This window comes from Allobosea sp. 10L417, from assembly GCF_056395485.1.
This window is the reverse complement of record NZ_JBFTJP010000004.1, coordinates 1-26,496: the sequence shown is the minus strand read 5'-3', so window position 1 is coordinate 26,496 and position 26,496 is coordinate 1. Positions and strand designations below refer to the sequence as shown.

At 66.3% G+C, this 26,496-nt stretch carries 27 protein-coding genes and 1 tRNA gene; 11 read left to right on the top strand and 17 right to left on the bottom strand.

The genetic code is table 11. From position 1 onward, the window contains the following. Position 1 precedes the first annotated feature (1 nt). The 3 genes from AC1DE3_RS12485 to AC1DE3_RS12475 all read right to left on the bottom strand — a co-directional run bounded on the left by AC1DE3_RS12485 (position 2) and on the right by AC1DE3_RS12475 (position 3,310). Positions 2–1,006 (bottom strand): phosphatase PAP2 family protein, encoded by a 1,005-nt coding sequence (locus tag AC1DE3_RS12485; RefSeq protein ID WP_476779400.1) that lies wholly within the window; start codon positions 1,004–1,006, stop codon positions 2–4. Between the two features lie 50 nt (positions 1,007–1,056). After that, the gene (locus AC1DE3_RS12480) at positions 1,057–2,811 is read right to left on the bottom strand and encodes an adenylate/guanylate cyclase domain-containing protein (RefSeq protein WP_476796844.1); all 1,755 of its coding nucleotides are present in this window, start codon (positions 2,809–2,811) and stop codon (positions 1,057–1,059) included. A 250-nt stretch (positions 2,812–3,061) separates the two neighbouring features. Then, on the bottom strand, positions 3,062–3,310 hold the full coding sequence (locus AC1DE3_RS12475) for a hypothetical protein (protein WP_441511842.1): 249 nt from the start codon (positions 3,308–3,310) through the stop codon (positions 3,062–3,064). A gap of 156 nt (positions 3,311–3,466) precedes the next feature. On the opposite strand from AC1DE3_RS12475, the gene AC1DE3_RS12470 reads away from it, so the two are divergent. Beyond that, entirely contained in the window at positions 3,467–4,171 is a 705-nt protein-coding gene (locus tag AC1DE3_RS12470) for a Crp/Fnr family transcriptional regulator (protein WP_441511843.1), read from the top strand. A 6-nt stretch (positions 4,172–4,177) separates the two neighbouring features. Here AC1DE3_RS12470 and AC1DE3_RS12465 read toward each other — a convergent pair whose 3' ends face one another. The 3 genes from AC1DE3_RS12465 to AC1DE3_RS12455 form a co-directional block, all read right to left on the bottom strand. Further along, positions 4,178–5,914, bottom strand: coding sequence for a cache domain-containing protein (locus AC1DE3_RS12465; protein ID WP_476852412.1), 1,737 nt, complete (start codon positions 5,912–5,914; stop codon positions 4,178–4,180). Between the two features lie 34 nt (positions 5,915–5,948). Then, positions 5,949–6,914 (bottom strand): ABC transporter substrate-binding protein, encoded by a 966-nt coding sequence (locus AC1DE3_RS12460; RefSeq protein ID WP_476797096.1) that lies wholly within the window; start codon positions 6,912–6,914, stop codon positions 5,949–5,951. A 258-nt stretch (positions 6,915–7,172) separates the two neighbouring features. Then, positions 7,173–7,856 carry a FadR/GntR family transcriptional regulator gene (locus AC1DE3_RS12455; protein WP_476796842.1) on the bottom strand — a complete coding sequence of 228 codons (684 nt, stop codon included), beginning with the start codon at positions 7,854–7,856 and terminating at the stop codon, positions 7,173–7,175. A 201-nt stretch (positions 7,857–8,057) separates the two neighbouring features. Here AC1DE3_RS12455 and AC1DE3_RS12450 point away from each other — a divergent pair, with 201 nt between their 5' ends. Then, positions 8,058–8,777, top strand: coding sequence for a ribonuclease activity regulator RraA (locus AC1DE3_RS12450; protein ID WP_441511846.1), 720 nt, complete (start codon positions 8,058–8,060; stop codon positions 8,775–8,777). A gap of 34 nt (positions 8,778–8,811) precedes the next feature. Here AC1DE3_RS12450 and AC1DE3_RS12445 read toward each other — a convergent pair whose 3' ends face one another. Beyond that, a complete protein-coding gene (locus AC1DE3_RS12445; RefSeq protein ID WP_038363023.1) occupies positions 8,812–9,054 on the bottom strand; it encodes a DUF2312 domain-containing protein in 243 nt (80 codons plus the stop codon). A gap of 238 nt (positions 9,055–9,292) precedes the next feature. Between AC1DE3_RS12445 and AC1DE3_RS12440 the strand changes: the two genes are divergently transcribed. The 3 genes from AC1DE3_RS12440 (at position 9,293) to pyk (ending at position 12,607) form a co-directional block, all read left to right on the top strand. Further along, complete coding sequence (locus AC1DE3_RS12440) at positions 9,293–10,597, top strand: glycerate kinase type-2 family protein (protein ID WP_476852411.1); 1,305 nt, start codon at positions 9,293–9,295, stop codon at positions 10,595–10,597. After that, on the top strand, positions 10,594–11,043 hold the full coding sequence (locus AC1DE3_RS12435) for a DUF1036 domain-containing protein (RefSeq protein WP_476796840.1): 450 nt from the start codon (positions 10,594–10,596) through the stop codon (positions 11,041–11,043). The genes AC1DE3_RS12440 and AC1DE3_RS12435 overlap by 4 nt, the downstream gene beginning before the upstream one ends. Before the next feature lie 124 nt (positions 11,044–11,167). Beyond that, entirely contained in the window at positions 11,168–12,607 is a 1,440-nt protein-coding gene (gene pyk, locus AC1DE3_RS12430) for a pyruvate kinase (protein WP_476796839.1), read from the top strand. Positions 12,608–12,640: 33 nt separating this feature from the next. Here pyk and AC1DE3_RS12425 read toward each other — a convergent pair whose 3' ends face one another. Both AC1DE3_RS12425 and ykgO read right to left on the bottom strand, forming a co-directional pair. Next, the gene (locus AC1DE3_RS12425; RefSeq protein ID WP_476796838.1) at positions 12,641–13,291 is read right to left on the bottom strand and encodes a tetratricopeptide repeat protein; all 651 of its coding nucleotides are present in this window, start codon (positions 13,289–13,291) and stop codon (positions 12,641–12,643) included. Positions 13,292–13,479: 188 nt separating this feature from the next. Next, positions 13,480–13,605: a type B 50S ribosomal protein L36 gene (ykgO, locus tag AC1DE3_RS12420; protein WP_038363015.1), complete on the bottom strand. Its 126-nt coding sequence runs from the start codon at positions 13,603–13,605 to the stop codon at positions 13,480–13,482. Between the two features lie 305 nt (positions 13,606–13,910). On the opposite strand from ykgO, the gene AC1DE3_RS12415 reads away from it, so the two are divergent. From AC1DE3_RS12415 to AC1DE3_RS12405, 3 genes are all read left to right on the top strand, one after another. Continuing rightward, positions 13,911–14,117, top strand: a complete 207-nt coding sequence (locus AC1DE3_RS12415) for a hypothetical protein (RefSeq protein ID WP_441511850.1) — start codon at positions 13,911–13,913, stop codon at positions 14,115–14,117. A 123-nt stretch (positions 14,118–14,240) separates the two neighbouring features. Further along, positions 14,241–14,615 (top strand): phosphoribosyl-ATP diphosphatase, encoded by a 375-nt coding sequence (hisE, locus tag AC1DE3_RS12410; protein WP_476779392.1) that lies wholly within the window; start codon positions 14,241–14,243, stop codon positions 14,613–14,615. Positions 14,616–14,752: 137 nt separating this feature from the next. Continuing rightward, a tRNA-Arg gene (locus tag AC1DE3_RS12405) sits at positions 14,753–14,829 on the top strand. A 517-nt stretch (positions 14,830–15,346) separates the two neighbouring features. Here the strand turns inward: AC1DE3_RS12405 and AC1DE3_RS12400 are convergent. Further along, entirely contained in the window at positions 15,347–17,884 is a 2,538-nt protein-coding gene (locus tag AC1DE3_RS12400) for an arylsulfatase (protein ID WP_476852410.1), read from the bottom strand. Between the two features lie 116 nt (positions 17,885–18,000). Between AC1DE3_RS12400 and AC1DE3_RS12395 the strand changes: the two genes are divergently transcribed. Next, positions 18,001–18,327: a hypothetical protein gene (locus tag AC1DE3_RS12395; RefSeq protein WP_476796836.1), complete on the top strand. Its 327-nt coding sequence runs from the start codon at positions 18,001–18,003 to the stop codon at positions 18,325–18,327. Between the two features lie 95 nt (positions 18,328–18,422). Here AC1DE3_RS12395 and AC1DE3_RS12390 read toward each other — a convergent pair whose 3' ends face one another. The 6 genes from AC1DE3_RS12390 to AC1DE3_RS12365 form a co-directional block, all read right to left on the bottom strand. Next, positions 18,423–18,920: a YHS domain-containing (seleno)protein gene (locus AC1DE3_RS12390; RefSeq protein WP_476797095.1), complete on the bottom strand. Its 498-nt coding sequence runs from the start codon at positions 18,918–18,920 to the stop codon at positions 18,423–18,425. Then, a complete protein-coding gene (locus AC1DE3_RS12385) occupies positions 18,920–19,411 on the bottom strand; it encodes a hypothetical protein (protein WP_476796835.1) in 492 nt (163 codons plus the stop codon). Before AC1DE3_RS12385 ends, AC1DE3_RS12390 begins: the two co-directional genes overlap by 1 nt. A 21-nt stretch (positions 19,412–19,432) precedes the next feature. Beyond that, the gene (locus AC1DE3_RS12380; protein ID WP_476796834.1) at positions 19,433–20,830 is read right to left on the bottom strand and encodes a tetratricopeptide repeat protein; all 1,398 of its coding nucleotides are present in this window, start codon (positions 20,828–20,830) and stop codon (positions 19,433–19,435) included. 71 nt (positions 20,831–20,901) lie between these two features. Continuing rightward, positions 20,902–22,080: an OpgC family protein gene (locus tag AC1DE3_RS12375; protein ID WP_476796833.1), complete on the bottom strand. Its 1,179-nt coding sequence runs from the start codon at positions 22,078–22,080 to the stop codon at positions 20,902–20,904. Positions 22,081–22,097: 17 nt separating this feature from the next. Continuing rightward, complete coding sequence (locus AC1DE3_RS12370) at positions 22,098–23,744, bottom strand: thiamine pyrophosphate-binding protein (protein WP_476796832.1); 1,647 nt, start codon at positions 23,742–23,744, stop codon at positions 22,098–22,100. A gap of 71 nt (positions 23,745–23,815) precedes the next feature. Next, positions 23,816–24,706, bottom strand: coding sequence for a CE1 family esterase (locus AC1DE3_RS12365; RefSeq protein ID WP_476796831.1), 891 nt, complete (start codon positions 24,704–24,706; stop codon positions 23,816–23,818). Positions 24,707–24,863: 157 nt separating this feature from the next. On the opposite strand from AC1DE3_RS12365, the gene AC1DE3_RS12360 reads away from it, so the two are divergent. Continuing rightward, positions 24,864–25,448, top strand: coding sequence for a sigma-70 family RNA polymerase sigma factor (locus tag AC1DE3_RS12360; RefSeq protein WP_476852409.1), 585 nt, complete (start codon positions 24,864–24,866; stop codon positions 25,446–25,448). Positions 25,449–25,523: 75 nt separating this feature from the next. Further along, the gene (locus tag AC1DE3_RS12355; RefSeq protein ID WP_476796829.1) at positions 25,524–26,165 is read left to right on the top strand and encodes an NrsF family protein; all 642 of its coding nucleotides are present in this window, start codon (positions 25,524–25,526) and stop codon (positions 26,163–26,165) included. A gap of 97 nt (positions 26,166–26,262) precedes the next feature. Here AC1DE3_RS12355 and AC1DE3_RS12350 read toward each other — a convergent pair. Continuing rightward, a partial coding sequence (locus tag AC1DE3_RS12350; RefSeq protein ID WP_476852408.1) for a hypothetical protein occupies positions 26,263–26,496 on the bottom strand: 234 nt, incomplete at its 5' end.

Sequence of the window (26,496 nt, the reverse complement as noted above, 5' to 3'; positions counted from 1 at the left end):
CTCACTCTGGTTTCCATTCGGCGGCGGCCTTCGTCACGGTCTCGCCGAATGTTTTGAGCGTGTAATGATCCGCGCTCTGCCCGGTGTCGCTGTGCTCCGACAGTTTCGCGAAGGCCGCGGAGGCGATTGCGGCGCCGGCTTCGGAATCGCTTGGAAAATGCAGTCCGGCGATCTCGCGGTTGCGCGCCACACGCCGTGCGAGCGCCATGAGCGTTTCCGTCAGGGCTGTCCGGTCAGCCTGGGGCAGTGCCGGAGTCACGATCTTCAGCATGTGCGCCATGCAGGCTGCCATGAGATGCGCCTGGGTGGCATGGCCGCTGGGATAGGATGAATGGCCGGGTACGGGGATCGGCGGCATCAGCGCGGGGCATTCCCAGGATGGGCGCGGGCGCTGGAAGACCTGCTTGTAGTAGAGGGCACTGAAAGACGCGACCAGGCTGGCGATGTGCAGGACCCGGAAGGTCTGCGGATGGGAGGCCGGCGTCATCGCCAGCGCCGCCATGAAGGTGGAGATGAACTCGCCATCCTGCACGAGTATTTCGCCCAGGGCCGACGCGCGCTCGTCGCGCGCGGCGGCAAGCAGGTTCTTGATCTCGCGCGCCTGCCTGGTTTCAGCCCCCTCCTTGCCGTTAAGGCCGATCAGGATGTCCGCCAGCGTGTCGTTCAACTGGTTGGTGTTCCAGTTCGTCGCGGCGAACTCCGTCAGCCCCCGGAAGGCATACCAGCGCGCCGCCCAATGGCGGTCCGCAAATGTCGCCGGTTCGCCGCCGACGGCAGCGTTCATGAAAAGGATCTTCTTGTAAGGCCCAGATGCCGGGTCGAGGCGGATATGCACCGATTTCTGCAGATCCCGGATCCGTCCACCAGCCGCCGTGGTCGACTCCATCGAGAACGGAAAATCGGCCCGGTCGGGTACGAACCAGTTTCCGTCGTCGCCGCTGATGCCGGAGTTTCCGGTATTGCCGGTATTGCCGGTGTTGCCGGTATTGCCTGTATTGCCGGTCATCGCATGAACCCTGCACGGTTGCTGTTGCGGCAAACTCGTTAGGCTTCGGCTCAGTCAGGCAGTCCTGCCTTCCGTAAGTGCCCGATCCACGTCTCCAGAATAGGTGGAGCGAACGGGCAGCGCGGCGCGTAAGGCGTCAGTCTAAAATCGGGCTGGAGCAAGAGAAGGCGATCGGCGGCGCTCGCTGCCTCCCGGTGTCGTCCTGCTGCGATCAGGCTGGCGGCAAGCGTACGCAAAGTAAAGCGGATTGAAGGATTATGCGCAACAGCACTGCGCGCCCAGCCGACCGCCTGATCATAGTCGCGGTTGATATAGTGCGCCTGGGCCAGGATGCCCTCGTGCCAGAAGCGATAGGGATCTGCGGGGGCGAGGCGCTGCCCGGTCTCGCCGTGCTGGACCGCCAGCGAGCCGTCGCCGACGAAGCCGCGCGCGGCGCTGCTCATCGTCCAGGCCATCGCCACGCTTGGCCCGGCCTCGATCGCCTGGTCGAGAAAGCGTTGCGCCGTAACGGCATCGCGCAGGAAGAAGGCCTGGACGTGCCCGTAGATCGCAAGTGCGAGCGGGTCGTTGCCGTCGCGCTCGATGGCGGCCCGCGCCCGGTCGACCGCCGCCTGCGCGTCGCCATCGGGATCGGGCGAGCCGAGTTCGCCGACGCGGAAGACATGCCACAGCGCGGTGTAGGTGAAGGGGGGAGCGTAGGACGGGTCGAGCGCGATCGCCTGCTGCAGCAGACCGCGCGCCCGGGCAAAGCTGTCGGCGTCCATCTTGTAGAGCAGGTCGAGCGCCTGGAGCAGCAGGTCGTAGGCGGTCATGTTCTGCGGGTGCTGACGCAAGGCGCGCCGCAGCTCGCGCTCCCGGACATGGGGCGCCACGGTTCTGACGAGCTTCAGCGCGATGCGGTCCTGGAGGTCGAACAGCTCGCTGACCTTGCCGTCGTAGTGATCGGCGCTGACCACCGCGCCGTTCTCGTTGGCGATGAGTTCGGTGCTGATGCGGACGCGACTGTGAGACAGCGAGACGGTGCCGTCCATGACATAGCGGACGCCGAGCTTGCGCCCCACAGAGACCGGGTCGGCCCGCTGCCGGCCGAATTCCAGCGTCGATCCGCGCGAGATGACGAACAGTTCCTTGAGCCCCGACAGCGACTGGATGATCGAGTCCACGACGCCATCGGCGATGGAGACCTTGAGCGATCGGGTGCCGTTCATGCGGAACGGCAGAACGGCGATGGAGGCCCGCGCATCGGCGCCGGCGTGGCTTTCGCCGATCTTGCGGGCTGGAACCGGCCCAGGCTCGGAGCGGAGGGCGAAGACGCGCACTGGGCGCTCGTGATTGCGCAGGAAGATCTCCCCCATATCGGAGCCGAGCACCCTCTCCGCCATGTCGAGCTGCTCGAAAACAGCTTCCGAAACGATGACGCCACCTTGTTCCGCATAGGATTGCAGCCGGGCGGCGACATTGACGCCATCTCCGAAAATATCGTCATTCTCAAAAATGACGTCGGCAAGATGGATGCCCATCCGAAATGCGATCCGCAGGGAGATGGGCTGATCAGTAGTGGCTGCCGCGAGCGCCTGCTGGAGCGACAGGGCGCAGTGGGTCGCCGTAGACGCGCTATCGAACGTGGCGAGAAATCCGTCGCCGGTGTTCTTGACGATCTGTCCGTCATGCTCGCGCACGCAAGGATCGATCAGATCGGCGCGCAGGCTCATCAGCCGATGATGCGTCGGCTCCTCCGCCGCCTCGCTCAGGCGCATGTAGCCGACCACGTCGGCTGAGAGAATGGCGGCCAGGCGACGTTGCATCTTCGCTGACGCTCTCACACCCGAAACCGACCCCGCAGGGGCCGGGTTCACCATGATGGATCAAGCCTTGTCGATGCTGGCATGAGAGTGGTGCGAGGTCCACCGCAAGCGTCGCCCGACCGATGTCTGGGTCATGAAGCGAAAACGCGGCGGTTGTCCGCCAATGCAGAAAGATCGCGATGTGGTCTCCGGGCTGGAGCTCCTGCTGTTGGGGCAGCCGGAGCCGGCTGGCAAGGCTGTCCGCCTGCGACTATTTCTTCGAAGCGGTATAGAGCATCTCCATCCGCGACAGCCCGATGTCGCTCAAGGTGTGTTCGTCGAGGGGGGCCGGGTCCGCCTCGTGGCGCCAGAGGATATGGGCTGGGTTCAGCCAGCGAAGCAGGCCCGCGGCGGCGCGCGCCGACGGGCTCGTCGGCGATGCTGCTGCCGCGCCGTCGCGCAGCGAGGCCGGAACTGCTAGGCTTGAGACTGCATGAGAGGGGTGCAGAGCGTCGTGCACGATTGAGCTCCGTTCGGTCGGGCTCTCACCGAGGTCGCGGGATGCGGCCGTGGCGGCCTGTCGCGACGGAGTTCTCTACCGATCGGCACGCCGATTCTGTGCGCTGGATCACACAGGATCAGGCTGCGCCGGAAAACCGAATGTCGGAGGCGCCAGATGAATGACGGGCCTCTTCGTATCGTGAGCCTCCTGGCGGTGAACCCGTTCTTCGCAGGTTTGCTCCCGGGAACGCTGGAAGAGATCGCACTCGTCTGCCGCCCACGGCACCTCGCAGCGCGCGAGGTGCTGTTCCTGAAAGGCGATCCGGGCGATGGCCTCTATGCCATCCGGCGTGGCCTCATCCGCATCGGCACGACGAATGATCTGGGGCAGCAGATGACGGTCAACCTGCTCGGAGGCGGCGACATCTTCGGGGAAATCGCACTTCTCGACGGCCGCTCGCGAACGGCTGATGCGGTCGCGATGGAAAATACCGAGATGTTCTTCCTGCCCCGCCGGGATTTTCTAAAGCTGCTCGCGACCGACACTGCGCTTTCGTTGCAATTCATCGAGCTTCTCTGCGCGCGGCTGCGGGACGTCCTGCAGCGCATGGAGGAGACGACCTTCCTGCCGGCGGCAATGAGGCTGGCCCGGCGCATCCTCACGCTCGCGATCGACTACGGGACGGAGGTGCATGCGACGCAGGACGAACTGGCATCGCTCAGCGGCATCACGCGCGAAACCGTGAACCGCCAGCTTCAGAGCTGGAAGCGGATGGGCGTCATCGAGCTCGGGCGCGAACGTCTGACGATCCTCGATATCGAAGCGTTTCGCAGGCTCGCGAAGGTCGCGGCGCCCAAGCCGAGCCCCGGCAGCGCCTGAGCGGCTCTACGCTTTTCCGGCCATCACGAGGGAATAGATCGCGACGGGCCGGTCGTATCCTTTCAGCACCCGCGCCTCCAGTGCGACAAGAGGCAAGCGCGAACCTACCGATTGGGCCGCTGCCCGATCGCAAAGAACCTCGAAATCATCCGCGATCGAACACAGGCGCGAGGCGAGATTCACGACATTGCCGATCGCGGTGTAGTCGAGGCGGCCTTCCGAGCCGATCCGGCCGACGGTCGCCGGGCCCATCGCAAGGCCAACGCCGAATCCGAGGCGATGGTCGAGGCTGTGCCGGCTGGCCAACAGTTCGTGCACCCCGATTTGCATGTCCCTGGCCATTTCCAGAGCGCCCAGTGCGGGGTCATCACAGGGCACGGGCGCATTGAACAGCACCATCGCGCCATCGCCGGAGAAGTTCGTCAGCGTGGCCCCGTGGGTGGCGACCACCGTTTCCAGGGCGGAATAATAGTCTCCGAGCATGCCGATGACGGTCTCGGGCTCGGCACGCGCCGAGAAGGCGGTGAATCCCCGCAGATCGCAGAAGGCGACGACCACGTCGACGCGCCGCCCGTCGAGCAAGTGATCGTCGCCGGTCCGTTCGACGAGTTCCGCCACTTGCGGGGCGAGAAAGCGCTTCAGCCGGTTGATGCGCTCCGAGCGCTCCTGCGAGACCGCCAGCTCGCTCGCCATCTCGTTGAAACGGGTCGCCAGCCGTTCGAACTCATCGCCCGTCTCAAGGTGAATCCTGTGCTCGAAATGTCCGGCGCCAATGCGGCCGACGCCCTCCTCCAGCAGCATGATGGGTTCGACCATGCGTCGGGAGAGCCAGTAGGCGAGCATGGCGGCAAGGCCCGCGCCGGCAATGAGCAGGGCGATCGTGCGCCACAGGGCGGCGTAGATCGGGCCGAAGGCCTCGACGACGGGTTGCTTGACGATGACGCTCCAGTCCACGCCGGAGATCGGCGCCGTCGCAGCGAGCACCTTGCCTCCCGTCACGTCCCGGCCAGCGATCGCTTCCCCCGGGCGGGTCAGGATCGAGGCCCGCAGGTCCCGCAATGGCTTCGTCGCGGCTTCATCGGCGCGCAGGACCAGGCTGATATCGGGGTGGGCAATGAGGCGCCCCGGCCGGTCGAGCACGAAGGCTTCCCCCGTACGCCCCACCTGTATCGCCGAGATCACGTCCCAGATGAGCTTGAGGTTGACTTCGGCCATGGCCACGCCGGCGCTTGGACGGTTTCCGGCAACCGCGATGGTCATGAAGGGCTCCGAGCCGCGCTGAAACGTGACGGGGCCGAACCAGGTACGATGCGAGCGCGCACCCGCGACGGCGGGCTCCCCGGACTGGTCTCTGCCGCTCTCGATTCTGTTCAGGCCGATGCGAGACAGGAACAGCCTTTCCCGGCCGGCTGCGTCGACCAGGCTGAGACTTTCGATGGCCGGCACCTGGCGTAGCACGAGAAAGGCGTCGAGCCTGCGCTTCTCATCTGCGCYCTCCGGCCAGGGCAGCAGCACCGCCCATCCGAGCTGATCGCGAATCCCTTCGATGAAATCCTGAATTTTGGCTGCGGCGCCCCTGGCCTCGGCGTCGAGCATATTGTTCAGCCCGGTGCGCTGGTCGCGATAGCCGAACCATGCTTCGACGCTGCCGGCAAAGAGCAGGGGCACCACGACGGCGGCAAACAGGGCGAGGAAATACTTCCAGAATAACGATATGCGAGGCGCCGCTGGCTTGTTGGACATCGCGTTGGCTYGCTCGGCGGTTCACGGGCCGGGGTTATTCGATCACGAAGTCGGCGCTGCTCAGAAGCGAAGGTGGGACCGACAGGCCCAGGGCATTCGCAGCCTTGAGGTTGATGAACATCTCGACCTTGGTGACGCGCTGGACCGGCAGCTCCGAAGGTTTCATTCCTTTCAGGATACGGCCGGCATAGATCCCGGTGTGACGGTGCGACTGCTCGAAATCGCCGCCATAGCTCATCAGCCCGCCTGCGACGGGAAAGTCGCGGGATTGCGTGATCGCAGGCGTCCCATGGGCGGCGGCGAGCGCGGCGAGCTGCGGGCTGCGATAGGCGAAATAGGGGTCGGAGGTGAAGACGAGCCCGCCCACGCCGGTCTGAGCCGCGCCGGCGAAGAGCGCGCCGAATTCCTGTTCCGTGCTCGCCGTCAGCGGGTGCAAGGCGAGCCCCAGGCTGCTTGCGGCACTGTTGAGGTTCGCCAATTGTGAGTTCGAGGTCGGGCTGGCCGGGTTGACGGCGATGGCGAAGAGCTTGGCGTTCGGCAGCAGCTCCGCCATGAACTCCAGGCGCTTGCGCGAAACTTCGACGCTCAGGCTGGACACGCCGGTGAGGTTGCCGCTCGGCCGGGAGAGGCTGTCCACAAGCCCAAGGGCTACGGGATCTCCACCGAGCTCGAACACGACCGGAATGGTCGTGGTTGCCGATTTCGCAGCGAGCGCGACCTCGGCGCCGCCGGGCGCGACGATCACGCTCGCCCGGCGACCGACCAGATCTTTCGCGAGCGCCGGCAGGCGCTGATATTGGCCTTCCGCCCAGCGGAAATCGATTGCGACATTGTGCCCCTCGGCAAATCCGGTTTCGGCCAGCCCGGCACGGAAGGCGGCAAGGCGGCTGGCGTAACGCTCCGGGGTTTCCGAGCCGAGATAGCCCAGCAAGGGCATTGCGGGTTGCTGCGGGCGGGCGGCGCTGGCCCATGCCGCAGCGCCGCCGGCGAGCACGAGCATCCGGCGCCGGTTGATGCGGTCGCCGAGACCCGCCAAAGCGAAGGGCAAGAAGCGCAAGGCACTCTCTCCTGCCGACATCGTCCATTCATCTTGAGCGGCGGGATACTACCGCAGTCACGCGGCACAGGCATAGTCGCGTTGGGGCACCCGAAGCCGGGAAGCCGTGCCAGGCCCGGCAGCTTTCTCCGACCCCAGAGGCAGATGACGTTCGGCGGATATTGCTGCGTCGCAGCGGGGCCGCCGGAGCCAATCTCCCGTTCAGCTGCCGTCGAAAACGCGCCTGCGCGCGTTTTCGAGATGGAGCTGCATGGCCCGGCGCGCGGCGGCCTCGTCCCCCAGCTCGATCGCATCGAGGATCGCCTTGTGCTCGCGCTGGACGCTCAGGAGGCGCGGCCGTGGCTGGATCAGCGAGAGGTTGCGGTTCAGATTGATCCCGGTGGCGATCTGCTCATGCAGGGCGTTGAGCGTCGTCACGAAGAAATGGTTGCCGGTGGTTTCGGCAACGGCGCGGTGAAAGGCGATGTCTTCCTCGACGCCGAGCCGGCGCTGTTCGCTGACGATCTCCAGCGCGATGAAGGCATGGCGCAGTTTCAGAAGGCCGTCTTCGTCGCGCATCTTCGCGGCCAGCGCGGCGATTTCCCCCTCGACGGCGATCCGGAAGACGAAACAGCGCTGGATGTCGGCGATGCTGCTGATCGGCGCGAAGCTGCGGACATCGGGCGCCGGCCGACGCAGGACATAGGAGCCCGACCCGCGCCGCGATTCGACCACCCCGTCCTCGCGCAACCGGCCCAGAGCTTCGCGCACGATGGGGCGGGAAACGGCCAGGCGCTCGGCAAGCTCGCTCTCGGAGGGCAGCCGCGCCGCGACCGCGAACTCCCCGGTGATGATCTGACTCAGGATATATTCGTAGACGCGGTCGCCGAGTTTGCCGGTGCTCATTGTCTCCGCCGTGGGTTCGTCCTGATCGCGTCAAGCGCATGTCGCCGCGCAAAGTCGGCTTGCATTCCGAGAATGCTACTTTACAACTTATTTTACAAATTATAGGCGTTTCATTGAAGTGTGCTGCAACCGGCGCCGTACCGCTTTGGACTCGCAGGTCGATGCCGCGAGTGGGCGGCGCATCTCTTCGGGAATGAACCGATGCCCAAGCTCAAGCCGGAAACGCGCGAGAAGCTCCGCACCGTCTCCGTCGCCACGGTCTGCACGGCGCTCTTCAAGCGCGGCTTCCGCAACCAGTTCATTCAGGATGTCCGGCCGTTGAGCCAGGATACGGGCACGATGGTCGGCGAGGCCTTCACGCTGCGCTATATCCCGGCGCGCGAGGATCTGAACCCGCTCTCGGTGTTCCAGGACCGGGCGCATCCGCAGCGCAAGGCGGTCGAGGACTGTCCGCCCGATGCGGTAATGGTGATCGACAGCCGCAAGGATCCGCGCGCGGCTTCCGCGGGCGGCATCCTCGTCTCGCGGCTGATGAAGCGGGGCGTTGCCGGTGTCGTCACCGATGGCGGTTTCCGCGATTCCCCGGAGATCGCGCAGTTGCCCTTCCCGGCCTATCACAACCGGCCGGCGGCGCCGACCAACCTGACGCTGCACCAGGCTGTCGATATCAACGTGCCGATCGGCTGTGGCGATGTCGCCGTCTGGCCGGGCGACGTCGTCCTCGGCGATGGCGAGGGCGTCGTGGTCATCCCCGCCGATCTCGCCGATGAGGTGGCGGAAGAGGCGGTCGAGATGACCGCCTTCGAGGACTTCGTCACTGAAGAGGTGATGAAGGGCCGCTCGATCCTCGGCCTCTACCCCGCGACCGAGGAGCAGACCAGGATCGACTTCGCCGCGTGGCGCAAGGCCAGGAGCCGATGAAAGTCTCCCGCTGCAGCCCGAAGCGTAACCCGGCTCAGACCGTCTCGCCGACCGCCTGCAGATAGAGGTCGAGGATCGCCTCTTCCTCCTTGCGCTCCTCGAGGTCGCGCTTGCGCAGAGCCACGACCTTGCGGAGCACCTTGACGTCGTAGCCGTTGCCCTTGGCTTCGGCATAGACCTCCTTGATGTCGTCGGCGATCGTCTTCTTCTCTTCCTCGAGCCGCTCGATGCGCTCGACGATGCTCTTGAGCTGATCGCCCTGAACCGGATCGTCCATCTGATATCCTTCCGGGGTATGAAAATTCGGCGGGCAGCGTTCGCCCGGATTGGGGCAGGGCGTCAAGCCGCAAACGCCCGGCCCTCAACAGCTGTGATGCCGCAATTCCATCAGGAGAAGCAGCTGAGAAAAGTATGACTTAATCGCCATAAGGCAGATGACGCCGACCTTCGCGCCACCTAAGAAGGATCGAGAGAACTGCCGCGATCAACGGCCGCGCCGGGTGGAAATGGGCAACGTGCACAGTCCTGCAACCGAGACAGCGAAGCTGCGCGAGACGGCGCGGAAGATCTACGACGCCGCGGTATCGCGGGCTCATCCGTCCGGATGCCTGCCGCAGCATCTCCCAACCGCCCCGGCGACCGGCCGCCTGATCCTCCTCGCCGCCGGAAAGGCTGCGGGCAGCATGACCGCGCTTGCGGAGGCGCATTATCTCGATGGCGGCTTTCCGCCCGAACGGTTGCTCGGCCATGCCGTCGCCCGACACGGCTACACCGCTCCGACCCGACAGATTCCGATGGTCGCGGCCGGCCACCCCGTGCCTGACCAGGGCAGCATCGACGCCGCCGAGTGCGCGCTGGCATTGGCTGCTTCCGCGACCGCTGACGATCTCGTCCTCGTCCTGCTCTCCGGCGGCGGCTCGGCCAATTGGGTCGCACCCGCGGGTTCGCTGGCACTGGCGGAGAAGCAGGCGGTCAATAAGGCCCTGCTGCGTTCTGGTGCGCCGATTGGCGAGATGAACATTGTCCGCAAGCGCCTGTCTCGCATCAAGGGCGGCCGGCTCGCGCTGGCAGCCGCTCCGGCGAAGCTGCTGACGCTCGCGATCTCAGATGTTCCCGGCGACGAGCCGACAGCGATCGCCTCGGGGCCGACGGTTGCCGATCCCTCGACGACGGCCGAGGCCCGCGCCATCGTTGCCCGGTACGGGCTCGACCTGCCGCCCGCCGCCCTCGCCCTGCTCGACGATCCCGCAAACGAGACACCGAAGCCGTGTGACCCGGCCTTCGCCAACAGCGAATTCCGCATCATCGCTCGCCCGGCCGATGCGCTGGCCGCCGCCCGCGCTGCCGCCGAAGCCGCAGGCTACGAGGTGCACGATCTCGGCCCTGATCTGGAAGGCGAGGCGCGCGAGGTCGCGGCGGATCATGCCGCACTTGCACGCCGCCTGAAGCGCGAGGGCAGGCGGGCTGCGATCCTCTCCGGCGGCGAGCTTACGGTGACGCTGCGCGGCTCCGGCCGGGGTGGCCCGAGCCAGGAATATGCGCTGGCGCTGGCGATCGCGCTGATGGGCGAGCCCGGCATCGTCGCGCTGGCCGGCGACACCGACGGCACCGATGGCGGCGTCGGCGAGCCGACAGACCCGGCCGGTGCGCTGATCGATCCCCAAACTTTGGCCCGCGCCGCCGAGATCGGCCTTGATCCCGCCCGATCCCTCGCCGAAAACGATTCGACCGGCTTCTTCGAAGCGCTGGGCGATTTGCTGCAGCCGGGGCCGACCCTGACCAATGTCAACGACTGCCGCGTGATCCTGATCGAGCCGTGAGATTTCCTGGACATCAGCGACTGGGCCTTCTGGCCGCCTGCTGCGTTGCGGCCTCCATCGCGGGCGCCCTGCCGGCGAAGGCTGATCTGCGCATGTGCAACACCACGTCGAGCCGAATCGGCGTCGCCATCGGCTACCGCGACGCGCAGGGCTGGACCACCGAGGGCTGGTGGAACATCAGCCCGCGCGGCTGCGAGACCCTGCTGCGCGGCACGCTTGCGGCGCGCTTCTATTACGTCCACGCCGTAGATTACGATAAGGGCGGGGAATGGACCGGAAAATCGGTCATGTGCGTCCGCAATAAGGAATTCACGATTCGCGGCATCGAGGACTGCCTGGCGCGCGGCTATGATCGCGCCGGCTTCTTCGAGGTCGACACCGGCGAGCAGAAGAGCTGGACCATCCAGCTCACCGATACCGGCGGGGCTGCGCCGCCGCGGCCCTGACCGGAATACCGGAACAGGGCCGTCGCGACGGCAACGATCGGGGCGGGTGCTTACCGGCCGCTGGGCGGAACGAAGGTGCTGACAGGCCGGAACCGAAAGCGGGCCGGCTTCATGGGGACTGACAATGAAGCGTGAACGCCGGATCAAGATCATCGCCACCCTGGGGCCGGCATCGTCGACCGAGGAGATGTGCGCCAAGCTCTTTGAGGCCGGCGTCGACGTCTTCCGCATCAATATGAGCCACACCCAGCGCGAGACGCTGGCCGAGAAGATTGCGATGCTGCGCGGTCTGGAAACCAAATTCCGGCGCCCGGTCGGCATCCTTGCCGATCTCCAGGGTCCAAAGCTGCGCGTCGGCCAGTTCGGCGGCGATGGCGGCGCGATGCTGGAAAAGGGGGCGATTTTCACCCTCGATTCAGACGCTGCGCCCGGTGATGCCAGGCGCGTCCACCTGCCCCATCCCGAGATCCTGAGCGCGCTGGAGCCCGGCCATAACCTCATCCTCGATGACGGCAAGCTGCGGCTCGTCGTGGAGAGTGCCTCGGAAAAGGAGGCGGTCACGCGCGTCACAGTCGGCGGGCGCCTGTCATCGCGCAAGGGCGTCAGCCTGCCCGATACCACCATTGCCGTATCGGCCATGACCGAGAAGGACCGCGCCGATGCCGAGGTCGCGGCCGAGGTCGGCGTCGACTGGATCGCGCTTTCCTTCGTGCAGCGTCCCGAAGACATGGCGGAACTGCGCAAGATCGTGCGTGGCCGGGCGCTCGCGCTGGCCAAGATCGAAAAACCTCAGGCCGTGCTGCGGCTGGAGGAGATCATCGATGCCTCCGACGCGATCATGGTGGCGCGCGGCGATCTCGGCGTCGAGATGCCGCTGGAGAAGGTGCCGGGCACGCAGAAGCGCATGATCCGCATGGCGCGGCGCAAGGGCAAGCCTGTGGTCGTCGCGACGCAGATGCTGGAGAGCATGATCACCAGCCCGGTGCCGACCCGCGCCGAGGTCTCGGACGTCGCGACCGCGGTCTTTGAGGGCGCCGACGCCGTAATGCTCTCGGCCGAGAGCGCCGCCGGCCAATATCCGGTCGAGGCCGTGACGATGATGAACCGCATCGCCGAGGAGGTCGAAGGCGAGACGGTCTACCGCTCGATCCTGGAGGCGCAGCGCACCGAGCCCGAGGCCACCGGCGCGGATGCCATCGCCAAGGCCGCCCACGAGATCGCGGAGACATTGCATCTCAAGGCGGTCTGCGCCTGGACCTCGTCCGGCTCCACCGCCTTCCGCATCGCCCGGGAGCGCCCGAATTCAACCGTGATTGCACTGACGCCGAACCGCGCCACTGCGCGCCGCCTGACTCTGGTCTGGGGCGTGCACGCCATCGTCACGAAGGATGCCAGCGACGCCGACGATATGGCCTTCCGCGCCTGCAAATTCGCGGTGCGCGAGCACTATGCCAAGCTGGGCGACCGGATCATCGTCGTCGCCGGCGTCCCCTTCGGCACGCCGGGCGCGACCAATATGGTCCGCATCGCCTTCATCGCGCAGGAGCACGTCGCCAAGGCTTGAGCTGGGCGGGGGAGAGGGCGGTCACGCCAAGCGTCAGGCGTCGCGCCCGTCGACCTCGCTCTTCAGCGAGTCCACCGCCTTCTTCACGGCATCGAACTGCGGATAGAGCGCCAGCGCCTTGCGGAAGGCGATCATGGCGCCCTTGTCGTCTCCCTGCTGGCGCAGGATCATCCCCAGCCCCATCATTGCGCCGTAGTGACGCGGCTCGCGTTTGAGCGTCTCGCCGATATCGATCATCGAGCGGATCGAATCGCCGGCGAGATAGAGCGCGTTGGCGCGCTGGTTCCAGGCCTCGGCCCAGTTGGGCTGCAGGGCGATGACGCGGTCGAGCAGTTCGATCGCGAGTTCCGTCTGCTTGTCCTGCAGGGCCTGCTGCGCGCGACTCATCAGGAGATCGGCCGTATCGGAGCCGGACCGGGCCCAGCGGCGCTGGATCAGCCGGGCCACGCCCTCGGCCTCTTCCTGTGTCGAAGCGTCGTGAAGCCGCTCGAACAGCCGATCGAGCGTCGCAGCCGGACTGCGTTGCGGGATGGGAGGCGTGACGGGGTTTTCGGCCTTATCGGACGGCGCGACTGCGCCCGGCCGCGGCGATCCGGCCGTTTGAGCAAAGACTGCGTTTGCGCCGAGGGCACCCGTCAAGGCCAGCCCCAGAGCAAGGACGGAAGGCGAGGGAAAGCGCTTCATGCCGGGGAGTGTAGCCGCCAGGCACCGCAGGTCAAATCACGCCGAGGCGAGCACGCAACGCAAAAAAGCGGGCGCGCCGGCTGGCGCCCCGCTTTGCAAGGTCCGGTCAGGCTCTGCGCGATAACAAAACTGTAGATCACCGTAATCGCGTCCAATAGGACGCGCGGCGATCTAGGTCGCGCAGAAGCTCAGCCCTGGCGCGCCTTGAAGCGCTTCTGGACCTTGTTGATGATGTAGACGCGGCCCTTGCGGCGCACCAGCTGGTTGTCGCGATGACGCGCGCGAAGCGACTTCAGCGAATTGCGAATCTTCATTGTCTCAACTCCATCGACCCGTCCTCGCGGACGTGCCGGTCAAAAACCTTCAGCCTGCGACGCGGGTTCTGTCAGCATCGGCTATCCCGAAAACCGGGTTCCAGTTTTCGGGCCGATGCATGGGAGCCCTCGCCGCCCATGGCAATGGTGCGACTGATGCGATGCCGGCTGTATACGGATTTTTCGGCGGACCGCAAGTGCGAACACGGTGCCGGAAGCGCTTGGCCATGCAAAAGCCCGACTGTGTCTGCTTTGACGGCAGCTAGGTTGGGAATCGCCCGGCCGCCCGATCCAAGGACCTGAACATGCGCCTATCGATTCTCACTCTCTTCGCGGCCGCTCTGACGCTCGGCGCCTGCGGCAACACCGTCGAGCAGCGTATCGGCGGCGCGGCCGTCGGTGCCGGCACCGGAGCGATCGTTGCCGGTCCGGTCGGAGCCGTGGTGGGCGGTGCGGCCGGCGCGGTCACCGGTCCGTCCGTCTCGCGTGCGGTTCGCCGCGCCTCTTATTGACGGCACAGCGGCGTCCCTCCTGCCCTGTGCCTGTTGGGGTGCAGGGCAGTGCCGCTTCGCCGGGCTTTGGAGCGCCCGGCTGACTGTCATCAAACTCTCATCTGGCAGCCGAATGCTGCGTGGATGTCCGATTCGCTGCGCCGCCTCCATGCCGCCGTCCTGGATTCTCGCCTTCGCGATCCGGCAACCTCGCGCACGGCGAAGCTTTTTGCCGACGGCCTGCCCAAGATGGCGAAGAAGGTTGCGGAAGAGGCCGTCGAGCTGAGCCTGGAGGCGCTGCAGGGCAACCGCCCGGCCGCCATCCTCGAGAGCGCCGACCTGATCTACAATCTGACGGTGCTCTGGACCGCCCTCGGCATAGAGCCGGCTGATATATGGGAAGAGCTGGATCGCCGGGAGCGCTTGTACGGCATGGCCGAGAAGTTGCCCAAGCGCGGCGACGGGCAGCGCAGGAAGGCACCGCGACAGCGTTCCACCGCGATTGCACCGCTGCCCTGATGATGCGGAATCGCCGACTATCCACAGCCACCGACGATTTCGGCCCTCCGGTTATTTTGAGGGTTGCCAAGACGAAACGAAGCCTTTATCTCCGCCTTCATCAGGCCAGACGCACTAGCGTCTTGACGTTCTGAGACGCGCCCGTAGCTCAGCTGGATAGAGCATCAGACTACGAATCTGAGGGTCAGAGGTTCGAATCCTTTCGGGCGCGCCATTTTTCTTGTAAGTCGCAATTGGTGCGACTGGTCGCATATAATCCGGCTCTCAGTCAGAGATAGTGCGCCCATTAGCTCGGCAGGTTAGCCGCGGCTGGTCTTCTTGCCAACGCAGAACGGCGCCACGGGCCAAGCCGCTACTTCATGATGAAGGGCACCGATGGTGCTGAACGACGCTGGCGAGTTGTGCGCTTGGCCTCTCGTCGACTCCCTTGCCGCGATAGCGGACTAGCCCAATGGCGCAGCGCGCCCCTGAGTTCTTGCCAAACCAAAACGACCGCCTTGGTGGACGTCCGCCGTGTCACTTGCCGCATCCTGCCGGGCGAAGCAGAAACCGGGTCTTCGCGAAAGCAGACCTCCCCTCTTGATGCGCAGTCGGTCCCGTTTCGACATTAACGAGTGCGGGTCGTCGACCTTCGCCTATCGCGACAGCGGTCAAGGCTCCTTTCGCCCGAGCGGCCCTGGGACGCGGGCTTTGCTTTGAGGGCACACCCCGGGTGCCCGGCCGCCGTGAGATCAATCGGCCGTGGCCTTCTCCTGCATCCCAGCCTGGAGCTTCTTGATGTCCGCGGGTGTAAGTTGCGGGCGGTCCACCTTGATCGTCAGCTTGTTGAGGTTGGCCGTCAGCGGGAACGGGGGCTTGTAGTCGGCATCGTTGACGCCGGTGAGCGTGTCGGAGCCGATGTCGAAGCTTTCGTCCCACTGCAGGATCATCGGCAGCGTCTTCGGCATTCGCTTCGCTGCGACCTCCTTGCCGTCGACCTTGAGCGTGCCGGTGCCGGGCTGGCCGAGACCGCTGAAATTGTTGAACGCGAGCGTACCGTCACCGATGCCGTCGTATTTGAAGTCGAACTCGACCGTGTGCCGGCCGGGCGACAACGCGTCCGGCCCTTCCCATTTGATCCGCTCCAGGTCGACCATGTTCCACAGGAAAACCGGCTTGCCCTGCAGCAGGTAGAAGCCATAGCCGCCGAAACGGCCTCCCGAGGTCAGGATCATCCCTTCGGCGCCGCCCTGCGGCACGTCGATGTCGGCGGTGATCGTGTAGGAGGTGTTGAGGAGCGACGGAGAGTCGCCCTGCGGCAGTCCCGTCATCGGCCGCGTGTAGACGAACTCGGTGCGGCCGGCGCTGATATTCGGTCGCGGCGCGACGATGCGGGCTGCGACCGACGCATCAAGCGGGAAGACCTGGTACTTCCTGGCCTCCGCGAGGAATTTTTGCCGCATCTCCTTCACCTTCTGCGCGTTCTGCGCCGCGATGTCGTCGGTTTGGCTGAAATCCTTGTTCAGATTGTAGAGCTGGAAGACCTGATTGTTGAGCGGATCCGGGTTCGCCGGGCCGAAAGCCTGCCACGGCGCGCGGTTGACCTTGGTGGAAAGCATCCAACCCTCGTCATACAGCGCCCATTGCCCGAACATCTCGAAATACTGGGTCTTGTGGCGCGAGGCGGCCTTCGCGCTTGCCGCGTCGAAGGTGTAGGCGAAGCTTGTCCCCTCGATCGGTGCCTGCTTGATGCCATCGACCATTGCGGGCGCACGGATGCCGGCGGCCTCGAGGATCGTCGGAACGACGTCGATTACGTGGACAAACTGTTGGCGCAGTGCACCCTTGTCCTTGATGCGCGCCGGCCATGACACCACCATGTTCTGGTTGATGCCCCCCAACCTGGAGGCATTCTGCTTGAACCAGTCGAACGGCGTGTCAAACGCCCACGACCACCCGGCCGACATGTGGTTGTACGTCTGCTCGGTGCCCCAGACGTCGTAGAACTTCATCTGCACATCGACGGGCAATTCATTGAGGCCGTTGAAAAACGCCACTTCATTTGGCGTGCCGAGCGGTCCGCCCTCGGCGCTGGTGCCGTTGTCGCCGTTGATGTAGATGACCAGCGTATTATCGAGCCGGCCAAGATCCTGGAAGTGCTGGATCACGCGGCCAATCTCATGGTCGCTATAGGCAGCGTAGGCGGCGAAAACCTCGACCTGGCGGATGAAGAGCTTCTTCTCGTCGGCGCTCAACTGGTCCCAGGGCTTCAGCATCTCTGCCGGCCAAGGCGCCAGCTTCGTGTCCTTCGGAACCACGCCAAGCCGTTTCTGGTTCTCCAGGATGCGCTCGCGCAGCTTCTCGTAGCCGTCATCGAACAGGTGCATCGCGCTGATCTTGTCCACCCACTCCTTGGTTGGATGGTGCGGCGCATGCGTGGCGCCGGGCGCGTATTTGATGAAGAGGGGCTTCGACGGATCGGTCTGGTGCAATCGCGTCATCCAGTCGATGGCGTCGTCGGCCATCGCGGTCACAAGGTTCCAAGTACCGGGCGGTTTCCCCTGGAAGGGGTAGATCTGCGTCGTGTTGCGGAAGAGATTTGGCGCCCACTGGTTCGCGTCGCCGCCAACGAAACCGTAAAAATATTCGAAGCCCATCCCGGTCGGCCATTGGTCGAACGGACCGGCCTGGCTTGCCGCGAAGGCGGGCGTGTTGTGATCCTTGCCGAACCACGACGTGGCGTAGCCGTTGTCGAGCAGGGTCCGGCCCACCGTCGTTTTGTCTCTGCCGATGATGCTGTTGTAGCCGGGGAAGCCGGTTGACTGCTCGGAGATCACGCCGAAACCGACCGAATGATGATTGCGCCCGGTGATAAGCGCAGCACGGGTCGGCGAGCACAACGCAGTGGAGAAGACGCGGTTGTAGCGCAGGCCCTCATTCGCGATCCGGTCCATCGTCGGGGTCGGGATGACGCCGCCGAAGGTGCTCGGCACGCCGAAGCCGGCGTCGTCCGTGATGATCAGAAGCACGTTCGGCGCGTTCTTGGGCGGGACCACGCGCGGCGCCCACCATGGTTTCGACTGCAGCGCGTCGTCCTTGATCACGCCGCCGAACTTCGGGTCGGGGGGCGGGAGTTGCTTTCCGTCGATCATCGTCGTGGCGCTGGGCGAACCCGACACCCCCGTGGCCTGCTGTCCATGGGCGCTCAATACACTCAGCGGTAGCAACAAGAGCGAGGTGAGCAACCCACGCGAGACGGATCCGCCATGCCAATTCGAGAGACAAGTCATCGATCGCCTCCTGAAACGCAGTTGGTTCGAGAAAATTTGAATTGACTGCTTGCGAACTCTTCACGGGCGCGTAACGCCGCCGGCCAATACGCTAAGTTATCCCAGGGGAAACCGAATTGAAAGACAAACAGCGGTCGCTGTCTTTCTCTTCGAAAGCCGCACTGGTCCGCACCGGGCCCATCCTTGGTTTCGGCATCCCCGGCGCCCTCGTCGAGAATAGCCGGACGAATCCCGTCTCCGCCTCTTTCTTGGGCGTGCCGAACATAATCCTGCTCCCCGGCGCGGTCGCGATCCGGGCAAACGGCAAGCCGTACCGCTCGGCCTCGCCCTTCGCCCAGGCAACGATCGGCGCCTGGGCGAAGGGCGAGGCCCTTTCGTCGCGGCCCGCGGTGACGGAGGAAGGCAAGAAGATCCTCTTCGATCAGACGGCGCGGAGCGCCTGAGCTGAATTCTTGTCGGCGCAAGGCGTCAAAAAAATGCCCCGCCGGATGCCTCGTATTGCACCCGGCGGGGGCTGCGTTCTGCAGCCCTGCGCAACTCAGCGGATGTCGCGGTCCGAAAGCCCCGGCCACAACCTGTCGGCGCGCGTGATGTAAGCCTCGGTGTCGGAGAGCCAGGTGCTACGCGTGGCGAGGTCGTAGTTCAGGAAGAGTCGGCCGCCGACGATCGACCAGGCCTCCGGCTCGATTTTGACGAGATAGCCGCGCGACGTGCCATAGGCGCAGAAGCCGCCATAGGCCGGCAGATAGCGCTGCGGATCGTGTTTGAACAGCGCCTTGTTCTCGGCGCTGGCGAAGCGCCAGACTGCCTCGTCCCGGATCAGGGCATGCTCGGCGAGGCCCAGTCGAGGCGCGCCCTCGCGAAAAAAGGCCACCGGATCGTAGCCGCGGATCGCGAAGGCCTCGTCCGACCCCAATGTGTTGACGGGCGTTGTCTTGGTTCGATCTGGCTCGGCTGCCAGCGCTCGGGTGGGCAGGCCAACCGCGCCTGTGGCAAGGATGAGCAGGCCGCGCCTGTCCAACAGGAGTTCTTCCATCACGCCCCGCTCTCCCGAGACTCGAGCGCCTCGAAGACATAGGCCGCCAGGTAACCGTAGATCGCGTGGCCGACGAGGCTCATGAAGGAGAGGCGCGGCACGTCGTTCAGCAGGAAATGCTGCCCGGCCAGCGGCGCGAAGAAGGCGAGCGCGATGAAATAGGTGATCACGCCCCAGATCCAGCCGTCTGCCGGCATGCCGAAGCTCTTCACCCGGCGTGTCAGCACCCAGTAGCCCAGCGGATAGAACAGGAATCCGGTCGTGAAGTGCAGCAGCTTGGCGGTCGGGGTCGAGATCGTCAGGCCGAGCTGGTGGTAGAACAGGGACTTCACCAGCTCCGGCGGCTCCAGCGGAAATTCGGCTAACCAGGCGGTGGGCACGGCCGAGAACAATTCCCAGAAACCGAGGCCGGCGAATCCGCCGAGGGCCAGGTTGATCACGGTGCGGGTCGAGGGCAATGCGAAGCCGTGGGTCATGGCTGCGGTTGTCATGGCTGTCGTCCTTTCTTGTGTTCAATGGGCGATTGCGAGGGGTGTGGAGGCGACGGCGAGCACGGCCAGGCGTCCGACGCCACGGCTGCGCAGCTGCGCCAGCCGCCGCGTGGCGAAGCGGTTCGCGCCGCCCCGTCGCGCCAGCCTTTCGTCGAGAACATCGGCGGCACGGTCATGCTGGCCGGCGCGGATCAGGCTCTCGGCATAGGCCTGCTCGAACAGGTCACGCTGGGCATGGCTGCCGCCGATGGCGGTGAGCCCGCGCCGGGCGCTGGCGAGCAGGCGAGCGGCCTCTTCATAATCACCCTCATGGAAGGCGATCAGCCCGAAGGCGGCGAGGGCGCCGTTGCGCGCCGCATCGCGCCGTTCGCCGCTGGGATGGGCTTTTGCATCCTCGATCAGACTGCGGGCGATCGCCTCGGCCCCGTGGGCGCGGCCGGCGCCGAGCAGCGAAAGCGCATAATGCAGATCGGCGAAGACGAGGCGCCCGTCATGGACACGTCCCTCGGCCTTCGCCGCCAGCTCCTCCCAGCGATCTCCGACATCGATGCCGGCATATTCGAGCCGTGCCAGCAGCGAGGCGCCGTTGGCGATGTCGCGGTAATCGTCTGTCGGCTCGGCGCGGATCTGCTCGTCATATAGCCGCAACACCTCGCCGCTTTCGCCGCGCTCCAGCCGGAACAGGGCGAGATGCCAGAAGATATGGAAGCGCAGATTATTGGCATGAGCGACGCTGTGTCCGTCACCGAGCCAGGCGATGCCCTCGTCGACACGCCCGGTCATCTCGAGGACATGGGCTACGGCGTGGCGGCCCCAGGCATCGCGCGGGCTCAAGGCAACGGCGCGGCGGCCGGCGCGCTCGGCCTCGGCGTAGAAGCCGCGTTCCTCGAGCGCGAAGGCGTGGCAGCCATGGACGAAGCCTGCGAGCGGATGGGTTTCGCCGAAGCCCGGCGCGATCAGGCGCAGGCTCGCGAGCATCTGCGCCTGATCGCCCAGCATGAAGCGCAGCCCGTGCGAGAGCTTGAGCGCCAGCACATCGAGCGGGTGGGCATGGAGGATCGACTCCAACAGCTCTGCCGCCTGGCGCGGCGCATCACCGAGCCAGAGCGCCAGCGCCTCGACGACCATCATTTCGCGCCGCGTCGCCGGGCGAAGGCGTGTCGCCGCCCGCGCTCTTGCGAGGCAATCACGTGCCGGAGGCACCAGCTCGGCGCGGGCCAGCGAGAGCAGCATCAACCCTTTGGCGGCGTGGGCGAGTGCGAAATCGGGGTCGGCGGCCAGAGTCCGGGCGAGATGCTCGGGCGTCGAGGCGGCATGGGCCATGAGCGCTTCGAGGGTATCGTTCCAGGCGGCACGAGCGCCGTCGCTGGCGACGCTGATGGGGTCGCCGGAGAGGTCGTGATGCGTGGTGTAGGACATTGGCTGCTCCATTGCGGCGCCCCGCGAGGGGCGTTCTTCAGGGAGTTCGCAGCGCGCCGATCAAACGGCGTTCAACTCGCTTCACGGACCCGTGTTGTCGGCGGGGCGCCAGCGGTAGAGGCGCTTGTCGGCCCCGGAGCGAAGCTCGCTGCCGGGCCGGCCCAGGGCGCGCTTTTGAACCAGCCGACCGCGAGCGCGGTGGCGAGAATGAGCATGAAGCCGGCGAGATTGAGCAGCGCCACCAGGGGTTCGCTGCGGCCGGCCGTATCGGCGACGACGCCGAGGAGCCGCGCCAGGACGACGCTCGCCAGGAAGCAGGCCAGCGACTGCCGGCCGATCAGGATGAGGAGATGGCCCATGCCGCTGTCGAGCCGCTCGCGCCAGGGCTCGACGAGGCTGAGCACGAGATAGGCGAGCGCCACGAAATGCAGCACGCGCAGAATGTGCAGGTCGGTCTTTTCGCTGGCGGGGATGATGAGTTCGCGGGCTGCCTGCGCCAGCGGCCAATGCTCGAGGATGCCCCAGAAGGAGAGCGGCACCGAAAGCAGGATGAAGAGCGCCGCCGCGATCATCAGCCGTCGATCGCCGAGCGGCGGCAAGGGCAGCCATTTCATGGCGATGAAGAAGCCGATGAAGAAGATGAGCTGCCAGGCGAAGGGATTGAGGAACCAGCCGGCGCCGCTCCAGGGATTGCCGGGAAGGTTGAAGCCTGTGGACCAGACCGCCGCATAGAGCGCTGCGGTGAGCAGGAACGGCAGGGTGGCGTGGAGGCGGTGTGCGAGCATCATCATCGGCACGAGCGCCAGGATGACGAGATACATCGGCAGGATGTCGAGGTAATCCGGCTGCCAGGTCAGCGTCGCGAGGCCAAGAAGCGCACGCGCGGGATCGCCGAGCAATTGCGGGAACTGCTGCGCCAGCACGGCCAGGCCGAAAACGCGATCCAGGGCCGCCGCAAGCGCGATCAGCGCCAGGATCAGGCCGATCTGCGCCCAGTAGACCTGCCAGATCCGGTAGGCGATGCGCGCGGTGCCCAGCCACAGGCCGCGCCGCTTGAAGACGCTGCCGAAAGCGAGTGCGCTGGCGATGCCGGAGCAGAAGACGAAGAGCTCGGCGCCCGAGGAGAAGCCGAAACGCGCGGGGATCCAGGCGTTCCAGCTGTTCGCCGGCAGATGCGCGACGAAGATGATCAACATCGTCAGGCCGCGGAAGAGGTCGAGCCGCTCGTCGCGCGGTCGCTTCTTTGTCATGGGCGCCAGCGCGGGCATCAGAAGGCCCCCTCATAGCTCTCGGCATCGATCCGGCAGGCGAGCAGCGTGAAGCCCTCGCGCCGGAACGCGGCTTCGGCTTCGCGCGCGAGGGTTTCGCGATCTTCGATCGTTGCGCCGTGACCGCCCATTGCCCGCGCGACGGCGGCGAAATCGGTTGCGCCGATATCGACCCCGGCCCGCGGCAGGCCGAGCTGGCGTTGCTTCAGCGCGATCAGCCCGAGCGCCTGGTCGACAAGTGCGACGACGATCACCGACAGGCCGAGATCGCGCAGCGTCGCCAACTCGCCCAGGACCATTTCGAGGCCGGCATCGCCGACGAAGCAGAGGGTCGGGCGACCGGTGCCGAGTGCGGCGCCCGTCGCCAGCGGCAGGGCGCAGCCCATGGTGCAGAGCCCGCTCGACTGCAGCAGGCGGCGCGGCCCGTCGCAGCTCCAGATCTGGCTGAGCAGGATACGGTGCGCGCCGGAATCGGCGGTCGCGACCGTTCCGGCCGGTGCGATGCGGCGCAGCGTTTCGAAGACGGCGTGCGGACCCCACCCGGCGGGTGCGGCAAAGGCGGTCCGGAAGGCCTGGCGAATGGTGGCCGGCTCGCCGCCCGGCCAGGCGGTCTTCGCTTCGAGCCCCTCGGTCAGCCGCGTCAGGATCGCGCCGACATCGCCTTCGAGTAGCAGACTGGAGTGATGCATGCCGTGCTGAACGGGCTCGGCCACGATATCGACGACCTGCTTGTCGGTTGGCCAGGGCTGGCGCCAGCCCTGGCGCATCTCGATCGGATCGTAGCCGGCGAGCACGATCAGATCGGCGGCTTCAATCAAGGGGCGGACGATCGCATCGGCCTTGGGCGAGAGGCCGATGCCGCCGATGACGCGCGCGTCATCCTCCGGCACCAGCCCCTTGGCTTTGTAGGTGGTGAGCAGCGGCGCTCCGGTGCGGGTCAGGAAGCGGTCGAGCGCGGCTGCGCCGTTCTGGATGACGAGGTCGAGACCGGCGATAACCAGCGGTCGTTGCGCTCCAGCGATCAGCTCTCGCGCGGGCCGGAGATCGGCGGGGATCAAGGGCGTGACAGGTGGTATGGCAGGCGCACTGCGTGGCGGCGTGCGGGCCTCCGCTACGGCGATCGGCAGATCGATATGGACCGGTCCCGGCCGGCCGCGCCGGGCGAGGGCGACGGCCTTCGCCGCAACCAGATCCTCGGTTCCGGGGGCGGCGCGGAAGCTTGCCTTGACCAGTGGACGCAGCACGGCCTGATGGTCGAAAACCTGATGGGTATAGCTCTCAGCGAGCGCCTGATCGACGCAGCCGGTCACGAAGATCAGGGGGACCCGCTCCTGCTGCGCGTTGGCGACGACATTGACCGCATTGGCGACGCCGGGCCCAAGCGTCGCCACCAAAACGGGCAGGGCGCCGGTCGCATGCCAGAGCCCCTCGGCCATGAAGCCGGCAGCGTTCTCGTGCCGGGCGAGCATGAAATGGATGCCCGCGCGTTCGAGCGCATCGACCAGAGCCAGCACCTCGCCGCCGGGAATGCCGAAGGCGTGGGTCGCGCCGGCCGCGGCCAGCCGGCCGGCCAGGAGATCGGCGCCCGTTACGAATTCGCTCGGGACAGTTCCCCCCGGCGCGGTCGATATCCCTACAGGGCGCATGGTCGTCTCCGGCTCGGCGCCTTGGCGGCGCTGCAAGAGAGATCGCGCAGAGGAGCGTCTTGGTTACATGATCACGGAGACGTGAGCCTGGAGCCGGAGGCGAGGGGCGCTCGCCCCGCTGGCATCGTCAGGCGCCAGGCCCGCTCGACCCAGGCCGCATCGGCGATATGGCCGCCGCCATGCAGGCAGAGTTCGAGCCGTGCCGAGCTGCCGCAGCCGCTCGCAAGCAGGCAGGCGAGGGCGCTTCCGGTGGCACCGGCACGGGCGGCATCAGGCCATGCTGCCGTACAGCCGGCCGGCGCGAGGATGGCGAGGCTCTTGAAGAGATCGCCCTGCCTGTAACCCTGCCGCAGCGCGCGCCCGGCCATAGGCACGGTGGCATCGCTCGTTCCGTGGACATGGATCAACGGCGGTCGCGGGCTTTCGCAGCTCGCGGGGAGCGGTTCCCAGAAGGCGCCGGCGATCGGGGCGAAGGCTGAAAAGCGCGTGGGCATCCGGCAGGCGAGGTACCAGACCATCGAGCCGCCCTGCGAGAAGCCGCTCGCCATGATGCGATGGGGATCGATGCCGAAGCGCGGCACCGCATCGTCGAGAACCTGCCCGACGAAGGCAAATTCGTCGCGGTTATGCGCGGGCGAGCCGGGATACGACCAGGAGCGGCCTGCGCCGTCCGGTGCAATCAGCGCGACGCCGAGCCGCTGCGCGACCGCGACGAGGCCGGGATCGGCGATCGTCTCCTCCGCCGAGCCCTGATAGCCATGGAAATACATGATGGCACCGGTCGGCGGCGCCTCGCTGCCGGGCGGCAGGACGATGCGGTAATGGCCGCTCGCGACCTGGCAGCCGTCGGCCGCCGGGCAGGCATCCCCGCCGCGCTGGCCATCAAGTGGCTGCGGCCCGGGGGACGAGCCGGCCAGAAGCGTGAAGACGATGGGCAAGGCCAGGCGAATTGAAGGCACCATCTCGGATTTCCCGCGCGTGCCGGACGTCCGCGCTCCGACCGAGATGCGAGCGTATCGGGCCGCCTGAGCCACTTCATCGGCCGGTCACGGCCTTGTGAGGCGTTCATCCGCATGCGACGGAATAAGCCGGCCGGACCTCGCGGCCTCCCGGGAAGACGTGGCAGCCTTGTCGCTCGACGAACTCGAAAAACAGCTCCGGCCCGTTTTCCTCGCCGCCCTTGCCGGCGACACTGCCGCCTACCGCTTCTTCCTCGATACGATCAGCGCGCGGCTGCGCAGCTATCTGCACCAGATGTTGGCCCGTGCCGGGCGCGCGGAGGCCAGCGAGGCCGAAGACGTGCTGCAGGAGACCTTGCTGGCACTCCATCTCTCGCAGCACACCTATGATCCGGCGAGCCCGGTGACGGCCTGGGCGCATGCCATCGCCCGCTACAAGCTCGTCGACCATCTGCGCCGAACGGGGCGCCATGCGGGCAACCTGCCACTCGACGACGAGGCTCATCAGCTTGCCGGCCCGCCCGAAGGCGCCGCCTCGGAAGTGCGGCTCGATCTCGATCGCGCCATGGCGGCGCTGCCGCGGCGCACGCGCGGCCTGATCGACCGGGTCAAGCTCCAGGGCGCGACGGTGGCCGAGGCAGCGCGCGCGGCGGGCATGACCGAGACCGCCGCCAAGGTCGCGATCCATCGCGGCCTGCAAGCGATGGCCAGGTTTCTCTCGCGGCGCGGGGAGAGGCCGGGGTGATCTCCTCGCAATGCCGCACGCGCGTAACCTTTCGGTGGCCCGGGGCGAACTTCTGTCCGAGCGGAACGGAATGACATGCAGACCGACGACCTGATTTCACTGATGACCGCGAGCCACCGGCCGGTGGATACGGCTTGGCTGCGCCGCGCCGTCTGGTTCGGCGCGGTGGCGGCGCTGGCGGCTACGGCCCTGCTTGTCGTGCTCACGCTCGGCTTGCGGCCGGATTTCGCCCGCGCCTGGTTCTCGGGTCCCGTGATCGCCAAGGTATTGCTCGGCGCCAGCGTCGCGAGCATTGCGCTCACGCTGTTCCAGCGCAGCCTTCGCCCCGGCCTGAGGCCAGGCCGGGATCTGCCGCTGATCGCCCTGCCGATTCTGCTCACGATTGCCTTCGCCCTGTTCACATTGGCGCAGGCGCCCGCCGAGCAATGGAGCGCGCTGATCTTCGGGCGCTACTGGCGCGCCTGCCTCATCGCAGTTCCGCTCTATGCGCTCGTGCCGCTCATCGTGCTGTTCGGGGTGGCGCGCCGTGGAGCGCCTGTGGATGGCGCGCTCACCGGAGCCTGCGCCGGCCTGGCTTCGGCCGGTCTCGCCACCGTCGCCTATAGTCTGCACTGCCCGGATGACGCCGCCCCGTTCCTGGCGACGTGGTATACGATCGCGATCGCGGCGGTGACGGTTCTGGGAGCGCTGACTTTTCCCAGATTACTGCGGTGGTGAGCCGCCATTCACCGCTCTATCCGGCGGGTCGATCTCGGGTGCCGTCAGCCCGGGCCGGGTGAAAACCCTGCAGCGGCCGGGCCGCGGCGAGCGCCCGTCATGTGCGCAGAAGCAGAAATCCGAGAATCGTGATCGAGACGTGTTGACAGGCAAAACGAGTTCCGCCTATAAGCCACCCATCGAGACGGCGCCGCCGCTGAGCGGCGCCTCTTCTGCGCTTCCTAAGGACGCTGGGGCTGAGGCCGGTTCGCCGGGTGAAGTTCTGTCGGTTTTGTTGAAGCCCTGCTGTTTTGTTGAAGCCCTGCTGTTTGAAAATTGAAGACAGAAAGAG

Bases quoted from the DNA above. Each gene is read 5' to 3' on its own strand.
- AC1DE3_RS12460 (WP_476797096.1), bottom strand. From the start codon at position 6,914: ATGCTCGTGCTCGCCGGCGGCGCTGCGGCATGGGCCAGCGCCGCCCGC.
- AC1DE3_RS12385 (WP_476796835.1), bottom strand. From the start codon at position 19,411: ATGACAACCGCAGCCATGACCCACGGCTTCGCATTGCCCTCGACCCGC.
- AC1DE3_RS12450 (WP_441511846.1), top strand. From the start codon at position 8,058: ATGCCCAAGCTCAAGCCGGAAACGCGCGAGAAGCTCCGCACCGTCTCC.
- AC1DE3_RS12380 (WP_476796834.1), bottom strand. From the start codon at position 20,830: ATGTCCTACACCACGCATCACGACCTCTCCGGCGACCCCATCAGCGTC.
- hisE (WP_476779392.1), top strand. From the start codon at position 14,241: ATGTCCGATTCGCTGCGCCGCCTCCATGCCGCCGTCCTGGATTCTCGC.
- pyk (WP_476796839.1), top strand. From the start codon at position 11,168: ATGAAGCGTGAACGCCGGATCAAGATCATCGCCACCCTGGGGCCGGCA.
- AC1DE3_RS12415 (WP_441511850.1), top strand. From the start codon at position 13,911: ATGCGCCTATCGATTCTCACTCTCTTCGCGGCCGCTCTGACGCTCGGC.
- AC1DE3_RS12470 (WP_441511843.1), top strand. From the start codon at position 3,467: ATGAATGACGGGCCTCTTCGTATCGTGAGCCTCCTGGCGGTGAACCCG.
- ykgO (WP_038363015.1), bottom strand. From the start codon at position 13,605: ATGAAGATTCGCAATTCGCTGAAGTCGCTTCGCGCGCGTCATCGCGAC.
- AC1DE3_RS12455 (WP_476796842.1), bottom strand. From the start codon at position 7,856: ATGAGCACCGGCAAACTCGGCGACCGCGTCTACGAATATATCCTGAGT.
- AC1DE3_RS12390 (WP_476797095.1), bottom strand. From the start codon at position 18,920: ATGGAAGAACTCCTGTTGGACAGGCGCGGCCTGCTCATCCTTGCCACA.
- AC1DE3_RS12480 (WP_476796844.1), bottom strand. From the start codon at position 2,811: ATGCAACGTCGCCTGGCCGCCATTCTCTCAGCCGACGTGGTCGGCTAC.
- AC1DE3_RS12425 (WP_476796838.1), bottom strand. From the start codon at position 13,291: ATGAAGCGCTTTCCCTCGCCTTCCGTCCTTGCTCTGGGGCTGGCCTTG.
- AC1DE3_RS12485 (WP_476779400.1), bottom strand. From the start codon at position 1,006: ATGACCGGCAATACAGGCAATACCGGCAACACCGGCAATACCGGCAAT.
- AC1DE3_RS12365 (WP_476796831.1), bottom strand. From the start codon at position 24,706: ATGGTGCCTTCAATTCGCCTGGCCTTGCCCATCGTCTTCACGCTTCTG.
- AC1DE3_RS12445 (WP_038363023.1), bottom strand. From the start codon at position 9,054: ATGGACGATCCGGTTCAGGGCGATCAGCTCAAGAGCATCGTCGAGCGC.
- AC1DE3_RS12400 (WP_476852410.1), bottom strand. From the start codon at position 17,884: ATGACTTGTCTCTCGAATTGGCATGGCGGATCCGTCTCGCGTGGGTTG.
- AC1DE3_RS12375 (WP_476796833.1), bottom strand. From the start codon at position 22,080: ATGACAAAGAAGCGACCGCGCGACGAGCGGCTCGACCTCTTCCGCGGC.
- AC1DE3_RS12355 (WP_476796829.1), top strand. From the start codon at position 25,524: ATGCAGACCGACGACCTGATTTCACTGATGACCGCGAGCCACCGGCCG.
- AC1DE3_RS12370 (WP_476796832.1), bottom strand. From the start codon at position 23,744: ATGCGCCCTGTAGGGATATCGACCGCGCCGGGGGGAACTGTCCCGAGC.